Consider the following 10136-nt stretch of genomic DNA (forward strand, 5'->3'; position numbering starts at 1 on the left):
TCGCTCCCTATTAAAAGATAAATAATGCAATCAATGCACTAATTAATCCGACAGCCCAAAATACATTTACCACTTTTGATTCACTCCAACCAAGCATTTCAAAATGGTGGTGAATTGGTGCCATCTTAAATATTCTTTTTCCTCGAGTCTTGAAGGATAATACTTGAAGCATAACACTTACTGTTTCAACTACAAAGACAAAACCAATAATTAATAAACTCCATGGATTATTAAGTACGGATGACATCACTGCCAGTCCTGCTCCTAAGGCAAGTGAACCAACGTCCCCCATAAAAATCTTCGCTGGTTTACGATTAAAGATTAAAAATCCAATTAACGATCCAACTACAATCAATGAAGCTGTTGCTACAGTTGAATTTCCTTCAGCTGTGGCGATAAAGTAATATGCGCTATACGCAATAATATTTAAGCCAGTCGCTAAACCATCTAAACCGTCAGTTAAATTCACTGCGTTTGAAAAGCCTGTAATCCAGATAAACATGAATAATCCGACTAAGAGAATATTAGAAATTTCAAAACCAAAAAATGGTATGAAAATGTGTTGGTTTGTTACCATGCCAATTAACGATATCACAAAAGCAAATAATAATTGTGTTAAGAACTTCTGTTTAGCAGTTAACCCTTCATTTCTTTTTTTGAAAATACTTATAAAATCATCAATAAAACCAATGGCTCCAAATAATAAGAACGCTAGCCAAACCATCCAGAACTCACCTGAGTAAGACGTTTGGATAAAGCCAAAGATTAACATCGCTAATAAAATAGCTAGGATAAATACTGTTCCTCCCATAGTTGGTGTCCCAGTTTTTACTTCATGCCATAAAGGCCCATCTTCCCGTGTTATTTGACCTAGTTTCTTTTTATTAAAGTATTGGATGAAAAAAGGCATCGCAATCACTGTTAATAAAAAACTAGTCACGATTGGTAAGATAATATTCAATTTTTCGTTCACTCCTTAGTTTTTATAACTGTTTACGATGGATAGCATTAATAACTGTTTGCACTTCATCGTAAGGTATATTGTCGTTTCCAATGACTTGGTAAGGTTCTCCACCTTTACCCGCGAATAAGACAATATCATTTTTTTGAGCAATGTCAATGGCTTGTTGTACTGCTACTGCTCTATCTTTTATAATCGAATAAGGTTTATTATCATCATGATGTAAACCAATCATTTCATTGACAATTTTTTCTACTGGCTCAAACCTTGGATTGTCAGCAGTGAATACAATTTCATCCGCATACTTAAATAAGATATTTCCTAATGGTTCCCGCATCCCACTATCGCGGTTTCCGCCACTATGTCCCATCAAGGCAATGAGTTTTTGATCATCTGATTTATGTTCAATGAGTTCTTGCATTACTCGTTCAAGTGCATCGGGTGAATGTGCAAAGTCAACAATCACTTCGAAATCTTGTCCTTCATCAACAACTTGCATACGTCCAGTGACACCAGTAAAATCTTGAGTGGCTTTCACAATATCATCTATTGTATATTGGTAATATATACTCAATGTTAAAAATGCTGCCAAATAATTCGAAACGTTGTAAGATCCACGCATCGGTATTTCTACTGTAAATGTCTCTTTTTTGTAATCAATAATAAATTCAGTCTTACCATTTTTCTCAGTAATTGAATGTGCATAGGCTGTAGCTTGAGGATGCTCTAAACTATATGTCACAATATCGGCACTAGTTACTTCTGCCATCGTCGTGTGGTATGGATCATCCATATTTAATATTGCAAGTCTTGGTCGGTCATTATGGAAACTTTGTCCTAACTGACTAAACAAAAGACTTTTCGCATTTGCATAACCTTCCATAGTTGAATGGAAGTCTAAATGTTCTCGTGTTAAATTCGTAAAGATGGCACAATCAATATCAGTAAACGATAAGCGTCCTAAAGCTAATGCGTGTGAAGACGCCTCAATGATGGCATCTTCACAGTCTGTTTCAACCATTGCATTGAATAATCTCTGCATCTCTAAAGCATTCGGGGTTGTATTAACTGCAGGATAATATTTGTCCCCTACTTTATAATGCAAGGTTCCAATCACACCTGTCTTACGATTGAGACTTTCGAGTAGTTGACTAATCATATTACTCGTTGTTGTCTTCCCATTAGTCCCAGTTACCGCAACAACATTTAGCTTTGTTGACGGTTCATTGTAATATTGGTTTGCAAGTATCGCTTGAGTACGGAAAGTTGATGTTACTTGCACGATGGTAGCATCAAGTTGCTTTGGGTCTTGGGGCAAATCTTCAACAATGATTAATTTTGCTCCCTTGTTAATTACGTCTTCAATCGCTTGATGCCCATCAAAGTTCTCGCCTTTTATAGCAATAAAGCATGAATTTTTTTTTACTTTACGCGTATCATTTACTAAACTAGACACTTCAGTTTCTAAATACTGCGTATTAATTACATGAGCATCATATAATACGTTTATTAATTTTTTTTGTTCCATCGTAGTCCTACTTTCTATTCATAAACTGATACATATTCCACAAATGGTCTAAATATCTCAGCTAATATTTGTGAACCCATTAAATTATGATCATTGGTTGGTCGTTTCATTGAGAAATACAACATATATTTCGGATCATCGGCTGGGAAGAATGAAACAACTGAGAAATAGTAATCATTGGCACCTTCTAAATAACCTAAGCCATCTGGATTGGCAATTTGCGCCGTACCTGTTTTGGCTGCGATCTGAACGCCCGGCACACTATATTCTTGTGCTGTTCCATACTCTTCATTCACAGTATTAACCATTAAATCAACAATATGATCCGCTGCTTCTTCTGAGATTGGTTGATTAATCTCAATCGGTTGAAATTCATTATTCTCTCCAATGCCGTTAAGGTATTGGATTTTCATCATTTTCCCATCGTTAGCAATCGAAGTGAAAGCTTGTAGCAATTGAATCGGTGTTGTCGCAAATCCTTGCCCAAAACCTGACATTGTTGCAGACACTGGGTTATCAAACTCCACCGTTCCTGTCGCTTCGTTCGCTAGGCCTGATTCCGTTGTTTGGCCGAAACCAAATTCAGTTAATTGATCTGTCCAATTGTCTAAGCCGATACGGCGAATTAATTCAACAATCGTCACATTACTTGATCTAGATAATCCTTCATCAAAAGTAATCGGTCCCCAACCGTACAAGTTATAATCTCGAACTGTCACATCTTCAATTTCTGTTGAACCAGTCTCAACTAATTCATTGGGTTCATAAACGCCCATATCATAAGCCGTACCTTGTGTTAATATCTTCATGGTTGATCCAGGCTCATAAACTTCTTCAACCAATTGGTTGGTCCATTGCGTTTCAATCCCTTCACGGGTATTCAAATTAAATGTCGGTCTTTGAGCAGCTGTTAATAATTTTCCTGTCTCTACTTCGACCAAATAAGCACTCATCTCTTCAGGTTGATACTTATTATAAGAATAATCAAGTAACTCTTCCATATAATGTTGGAGTCTACTATCTAGAGTAAGGTAAATATCTTCTCCCAATAATGTCCGTGTTCTTTCAACTAGGTCAGGATTATTTTCAATGGTATTTTGACCACTTAATTCAGCATCATAAGCTGACTCAATTCCGATTTGTCCTGTTAAGATATCCGCTGTCGGCATCCAAGAATTATTCTGTTCTTGTTTCGAAGCATATCCTATCAGATGCGAACTAAAGTAGTCGTTTACGTATTGTCTAGAACTTTGACTGACAAAATAAACACCTGGTAAATTCTCTTCTTCAATGGCATCGCGCGTTTCTTGACTAATATTACGACCAGCTGTACCAAATTCAACTTGTATTGCTTCATAGTTTAATAATATATCCAAGACCTCATCACGGGTCATATCAATATAATTACTTAATACTTTGGCAGTGTAATCTCTATCTTCAACTGCGTCGTAGCCATTTCCCCCTTGTAATACTGCATACATGGAATAAGAAGTAGTATCAATCGCAATCGGCTGACCTTGAATGTCATAAATCGTGCCTCGTTTTGCTTCGATGATACTACTTCTTGGGTCTTGTGAATCTTCGATATATTCCACTAAATCCTCACCATGCGAAGACTGAGTTATGTTTAATTGAAAGAAGCGTGCACCTAACAAAATAAATGTTATAGCTGCGACGCCTATTAATAATAATATATTTAAATTAGAATGATTGCTTTGTTTTTCGCTCATCTCTCAACAGTCCTTACTCTGTCTTTCTCAATAGTCATATTGTTGCTATCCGCTGCTTCTTTAATTTGTTGATAATTGTATTGGTCAGTAATTTGACTATTTAAAATATCAGTATTAGAACGGTATTCTGTAATAGAATCTTCTAAATTATTGATTGAACGTTGTTGCTCAATAATATCCACTCTAATAAAGAAACTAGCGATGATCGCTCCAACGGCTATTATACTACAAAGAGATAACCAGATTGTTTCAAATTTAGATAGTTTTCTTTTCTTTTTGGAAACATTACTTTCTTGTTCTTCAAATGGTTGATCACTTGCTGGTACACTATAGTTTGGTGAGGCAACAGGTTGAGATTTATCATAATGATTCCCCAATTTACGTTCAAAATATTGCTCTTCATTATAATTAGTCTTTTCTAATAGTTCTGACATCCGATGCCTCCTAAATCCTTTAAATCTATTCTTTAATTGTCGTACGTTCGATTACTCTAAGTTTTGCACTACGAGCTCGATTATTATGTTCTAATTCTTCAGAGTCAGCAGTAACTGGTTTTCGGTTTATAAATTTATATTCAGGTTGGTGCTCTGCTGGCAGTACAGGTAAATTCGGTGGCGTTTCTGGTGGGGTTGATTTCTCTCTATATAACTGTTTGACTAAACGGTCTTCTAAAGAGTGGAATGAGATAACACTCATACGTCCACCAACTTTTAATAATTTCAACCCTGCTTCCAGTGATTCCTCCAGTGCGCCTAATTCATCATTCACAGCGATACGAATCGCCTGGAAAGTTCGTTTAGCTGGATGTCCACCTGTTCTTCTAGTTGCAGCCGGTATTGCTAACTTCACAATTTCACTTAATTGTGTTGTCGTTTCAATCGGTGCTTTTTCTCTTTCTGATTCAATGGCTCGGGTAATTCTCTTCGCAAACTTCTCTTCTCCATAACGACTAATAATTCTTATTAAATCATTGAAATCCCACTCATTCACAACTTCGTATGCACTAAGTTCTTGAATTTGATCCATTCTCATATCTAAACGTGCTTCTTGATGGTAACTAAAACCACGTTCAGCAATATCTAATTGTGGAGATGAAACCCCTAAGTCATAATAAATACCGTCAACATATTCAATATTATATTCTGCTAAGCCTTGCTCGATTTCTCTAAAATTACGATGAATAAAAGTTACTTTACCTGCTTCTATCTCTTCTGCTAATACAACTTTTGCATTGTCAATGGCTGTCATATCCTGATCAAAGGCATATAAATGTCCGCGTTCTGATAATTGAGATAATAAATACTTAGCGTGACCTGCTCCCCCCAAGGTGCAATCTACATAAGTTCCATTCGGATTAATCTCTAACATATCAATTGTTTCATGCAATAGAACTGTCTCATGTTCAAATGACATTCATAATCCCCCCGTTTCTAAAATCCAAAATCAATCATGTCTTCTGCGATATCTTCAAAATCTTCTTCGATACTATCTGCAAATTCTTCCCAACGTTCGCTACTCCAAATCTCGATACGATCTGATACGCCGATCACACGACAGCTCTTATCGATTTTAGCGAAGTCTATAAGTGTTTTAGGTAAATTTATTCGCCCTTGCTTATCTACTTCTACTTCAGTGGCAGCTGAGTAAAAGAAACGAGTAAATTTACGTGCATCTTTTTTTGCTAAAGGTAATTGTTGTAATTTTTCTTCAATAGTTTCCCAATTTTCGAGTGGATAGCCGAATAAACAACCGTCTAAACCACGAGTAATAATAAAGTTATGACCTAAATCTGGACGGAATTTCGATGGCATAATCAGTCGCCCTTTTACGTCAATATTATGTTGATATTCACCAATCAGCACGACGATTACACCTCCTCCATTTTAGTTAATTTCATTCTACCACATCCCTCCACTTCGTACCACCATTTACCAAATTTAAACAAAAAAAGAGCCGAAACTCTTTCGAGTAACGGCTCTAAACAGTGTATTATCAAACTTTGTTAAAAGTGGGGGCGAGTGGAAGATTAGTGGGGGATTTTCCCACTAAAAGTATGTATAAACTCTTAAAAGGACTAAACCAACTAAGAAAGCTGAAAACATTTTGGAAATTAATTGACTAGCAGGCATATAGTATTCTTGAAAAGTAAACATATCAATGCGTCTGATATAGTCATACAATTGCAAACCTAAGGCAAATGCCGTAATGAAAAGTATGAATGGGATCAGACTAAAGCCAAAGATTAATTTTGAAAAAAGATGAATTAATGTCAACCAAAGTGGCAATAGCAAAATAGCTAAATTCAACGGATACTTATCAAAAAACTTCAAATATGATTTCAAATACTTTTGAACAACAAAAATAATGATTACTGGAACAATATATAAAAGTAATTCCGATAATACGAACTCATTTGTCATTAAAACACCTCCACTTTCAGCTTCATTCGCTTTATTTCTCAGTCTCTTAATTATACACAATTTGACCAGTAACTTAAATCATTTCTAAAAGGATGGAGCGAATCTTTTAAATAAAAAAATCGAATGAAAATCATGAGCTAACTTTTACACTGGTTAGTCCTAGTGTGTAAAAAAACTTTGATTTATCATTCGATCAATTCATTTGTTTATTTGTAATATTCTGTCATCTTATAAAGTCAAGAATATGTTGCCATGTATCTTGATTTAACACTTCCCAGTAATTTCCGTCACCTATAATGGAATATCCAATAAATAAACCAAGAACGAAAAACAAAACGATAAATAATAAAAATAATATTACTTTACCAAGTGTTTTTAAGACGGTTAATAAAACATTGTCTTCAATATATTTATCTGACATATTTCGATCCCCTATCGTTAGTTTATCCAATGAGACGGCGTTTCAATCTTGAGAAATAGCGTGCAACTTTTTGTTGCCAAGATAGATTTGTCCGTTGTAATTTACCAGATTGAATTAAATCTAGCATAATACCCGTCCCTATCGCTACACAACTCATAGGTTGATTGGCACGAATGGCAGAGACATTTAAATACTCGGATAGAAAAACGTCTATAGAACCGATTAATGCTCCCCCGCCTGTAAGTAGTATTCCTTTTTCCATAATATCAGACGCAATTTCAGGTTGCGTGTCTTCAAGCAGTTCTTTAGCTGCTCTAGCTATCATAGCTAATTGTTCATGAATTGCTTCATATATTTGGTTCGATGTGACATTAATTGATTTTGGTAGTCCGGAAACTAAATCTCGACCTTTTAATGTTTTAGTCTCTAATTGAGCTTGATTCTCAATGAACACTGCTGAAGCTAAATCAATTTTAATTTGCTCCGCAGACCGTTCACCAATGAGCAGTTTGTATTTATCTTTGAAGTATTGAATTATACTAGCGTCAAAATCATCCCCAGCAATCTTTAATGATGTACTTTGAATAATGTCGCCACCTGAAATTATTGCAATATCAGAAGTTCCACCGCCGATATCAATAACCATATTCCCTGAGGGATCTAGTAAATCAATTCCAGCGCCAACTCCCGCCACTTTGGGCTCTTCTTCCATAAAAATCTTGCCGCCACCTGCTTTTTCAATCGCTTCAACAAGTGCTGTTTGTTCAATCTCACTTATATTCGATGGTCGACAAATAAGTACATTTGGCTTTGTAAACCATCTCTGTGAGTGAATTTTTTGAAAGAAAAGTACAAGAAGTGCTTCTGCAATATCATAATCTGCAATCACGCCACCTTTTAATGGCTTTATGATTTCAATCGAATCTGCTGTTCTACCAATCATTTCATACGCTTCATTACCAATAGCGATGACTTCTTGAGTCTGCTTATCTAAAGCAACGACTGAAGGTTCATTTAATATGACCCCTCGACCTTTAAGATGAATCAAAACATTCGCAGTACCTAAGTCGATTCCGATATCTCTGCTCATGTATTTTCACCCATCTATTTTCTGTACTTTAAGCGAGTACTTTAGTTTTATTAGATTCAGAAACAATTGGTTGAATTTCTACACGTTCAATATTAGCACCTAAGTTAGCTAATTTCTCATGGAATTTATAATATCCACGGTCTAAGTTTTTTAATTCTGAAACGCGAGTCAATCCCTTCGCTACTAAACCAGCAATAATTAATGCGGCTGCAGCTCTTAAGTCAGTTGCTTTTACACTTGCACCACTGAATTCAGTTGGTCCATACATAACAGCAGTCTGACGCTCAATTGTAAATTTAGCACTCATACGACGTAATTCTTCAAAATGCATAAAGCGATTCTCAAAGACTGTCTCTGTTAGAGCACTGCTTCCACCAGCCAGCAATTGTGCAATTGACATTTGTGCTTGCATATCTGTTGGGAAACCTGGATAAGGAAGTGTCTTAACATCTGTTGATTTTAATGTTTTTGGTCCTTTAACACGGATTCCAGTTGTGTATTCTTCAAACTCAACACCCATTTCAGTTAATTTACTGATTAATGGTTTGTTGTGATCGCGAATCGCACCTTCAACAAAAACGTCTCCTTGTGTTACTGCTGCTGCAACAATGAATGTTCCTGCTTCAATACGGTCAGGAATAACAGAATGTTTCGCACCGTGAAGTGATTCAACACCTTTGATTTTAATCATTTCTGTTCCTGCACCGACAATTTTAGCGCCCATTTTGTTAAGGAAATTAGCTAAATCAACGATTTCTGGTTCACGAGCTACGTTTTCGAGGATTGTTTCACCTTCTGCTAAAACTGCAGCCATCATAATATTCTCAGTCGCACCCACACTTGGGAAATCTAGATAGATTCTTGCTCCTTTTAATTTAGACGCTGTTGCTTCTACGTAACCTGCTTGACTGTTAATCTCAGCACCAAGTGCTTCAAACCCTTTTAAGTGTAAGTCAATGGGTCTAGTTCCAATTGCACATCCACCAGGCATCGCTACTTTTGCATGACCAAAACGAGCTAATAATGGACCCATGACTACAATTGATGCTCTCATTTTACTTACGAAATCATAATCAGCGATTGTTTTAACTTCGCCTGTCGCGTCAATTTTCATTTCGTTCGCTTCTTCGTTAAATGAATTTTCTACTTGAATATTTGTTAATAATTCATTAATTGTAAAAACATCAGATAAAATAGGTACATTCGTTAGTTCAGTCACACCAGTTTCTGCCAAAATTGATGCTGCTAAAATAGGTAAAACGGCATTTTTTGCTCCCTCAACCTTTACCGTACCTTCTAGGCGATTTCCACCTTGAACAATAATTTCTTGCATTTTAAAATAATCCCCTTTAAGTATTTTGTCGCATTGGAGCTTACGACAAAAAATATAATATTTATAGAAAGCTACTCAAAAATATATTTTGAAGTACCTCAATGATCGTCAGTACGAACGAACCTGCTACATGTCCAACTGCGATACTAACTAATATACACGCGTACTGTGCCATGTAATATTTGCGTTCAGTAAAAAACTGACGCCAATTAATATCTTTAAAGACCATATAACTCAATAGGATAAACGTAAAACGGACAACAAGTACTGCCATACCATTAAAAATCGCCATACTACGCCCACCTTTCTAGTTCGAAATTATCATAGCATAAAATCAAATTTAATTAAACTGATTTATTTTATCCTAATTTCAGACTTGTCAAAATTAAGTTTTAAAAAAGACAAGTGTAGTAATTCAAACATTGCTCTTATAAGTTTACAACTATCCCTTTTACAAATATTACAATTTCGCCATTTAATCAAATTTAAGTAAATCTTAACTTTCTTTGACTTAAAATTTATTAACCCTGAATAATTCATACTTCTAAATTTTTCGATTAAAAATACATTTTTTGTCGTAATTTTGCTTTGGTTCTAAAATTTATATGTTTTTTGAGATTTTACAGAACATTTTTATCGAGATTCGATTTTTA

11 protein-coding genes are annotated in these 10136 nt (G+C 35.5%); all 11 read right to left on the minus strand.

Annotated features, from left to right (window positions below):
- Window positions 1-10 precede the first annotated feature (10 nt).
- The 11 genes from mraY to FEZ33_RS01700 all read right to left on the minus strand — a co-directional run bounded on the left by mraY (window position 11) and on the right by FEZ33_RS01700 (window position 9775).
- Window positions 11-961 (minus strand): phospho-N-acetylmuramoyl-pentapeptide-transferase, encoded by a 951-nt coding sequence (mraY, locus tag FEZ33_RS01650; protein ID WP_171031244.1) that lies wholly within the window; start codon window positions 959-961, stop codon window positions 11-13.
- 22 nt (window positions 962-983) lie between these two features.
- Window positions 984-2489, minus strand: coding sequence for a UDP-N-acetylmuramoyl-L-alanyl-D-glutamate--2,6-diaminopimelate ligase (locus tag FEZ33_RS01655; protein WP_138403647.1), 1506 nt, complete (start codon window positions 2487-2489; stop codon window positions 984-986).
- Between the two features lie 14 nt (window positions 2490-2503).
- On the minus strand, window positions 2504-4219 hold the full coding sequence (locus FEZ33_RS01660) for a peptidoglycan D,D-transpeptidase FtsI family protein (protein ID WP_138403648.1): 1716 nt from the start codon (window positions 4217-4219) through the stop codon (window positions 2504-2506).
- The gene (locus tag FEZ33_RS01665; protein ID WP_138403649.1) at window positions 4216-4653 is read right to left on the minus strand and encodes a hypothetical protein; all 438 of its coding nucleotides are present in this window, start codon (window positions 4651-4653) and stop codon (window positions 4216-4218) included. The genes FEZ33_RS01660 and FEZ33_RS01665 overlap by 4 nt, the downstream gene beginning before the upstream one ends.
- 25 nt (window positions 4654-4678) lie before the next feature.
- Window positions 4679-5632: a 16S rRNA (cytosine(1402)-N(4))-methyltransferase RsmH gene (rsmH, locus tag FEZ33_RS01670; protein WP_138403650.1), complete on the minus strand. Its 954-nt coding sequence runs from the start codon at window positions 5630-5632 to the stop codon at window positions 4679-4681.
- Between the two features lie 17 nt (window positions 5633-5649).
- On the minus strand, window positions 5650-6081 hold the full coding sequence (gene mraZ, locus FEZ33_RS01675; protein ID WP_138403651.1) for a division/cell wall cluster transcriptional repressor MraZ: 432 nt from the start codon (window positions 6079-6081) through the stop codon (window positions 5650-5652).
- Window positions 6082-6264: 183 nt separating this feature from the next.
- The gene (locus FEZ33_RS01680; protein ID WP_138403652.1) at window positions 6265-6639 is read right to left on the minus strand and encodes a hypothetical protein; all 375 of its coding nucleotides are present in this window, start codon (window positions 6637-6639) and stop codon (window positions 6265-6267) included.
- 223 nt (window positions 6640-6862) lie between these two features.
- Window positions 6863-7060, minus strand: coding sequence for a DNA-directed RNA polymerase subunit beta (locus FEZ33_RS01685; protein ID WP_138403653.1), 198 nt, complete (start codon window positions 7058-7060; stop codon window positions 6863-6865).
- Window positions 7061-7082: 22 nt separating this feature from the next.
- The gene (locus FEZ33_RS01690) at window positions 7083-8150 is read right to left on the minus strand and encodes a rod shape-determining protein (protein WP_138403654.1); all 1068 of its coding nucleotides are present in this window, start codon (window positions 8148-8150) and stop codon (window positions 7083-7085) included.
- Between the two features lie 28 nt (window positions 8151-8178).
- Complete coding sequence (gene murA, locus FEZ33_RS01695; protein WP_138403655.1) at window positions 8179-9483, minus strand: UDP-N-acetylglucosamine 1-carboxyvinyltransferase; 1305 nt, start codon at window positions 9481-9483, stop codon at window positions 8179-8181.
- A 61-nt stretch (window positions 9484-9544) separates the two neighbouring features.
- Entirely contained in the window at window positions 9545-9775 is a 231-nt protein-coding gene (locus FEZ33_RS01700; protein ID WP_138403656.1) for a DUF1146 family protein, read from the minus strand.
- Between the last annotated feature and the right edge of the window lie 361 nt (window positions 9776-10136).

The sequence above is a fragment of the Ruoffia tabacinasalis genome (assembly GCF_005864045.1).
Classification (GTDB): Bacteria; Bacillota; Bacilli; order Lactobacillales; family Aerococcaceae; genus Ruoffia; species Ruoffia tabacinasalis.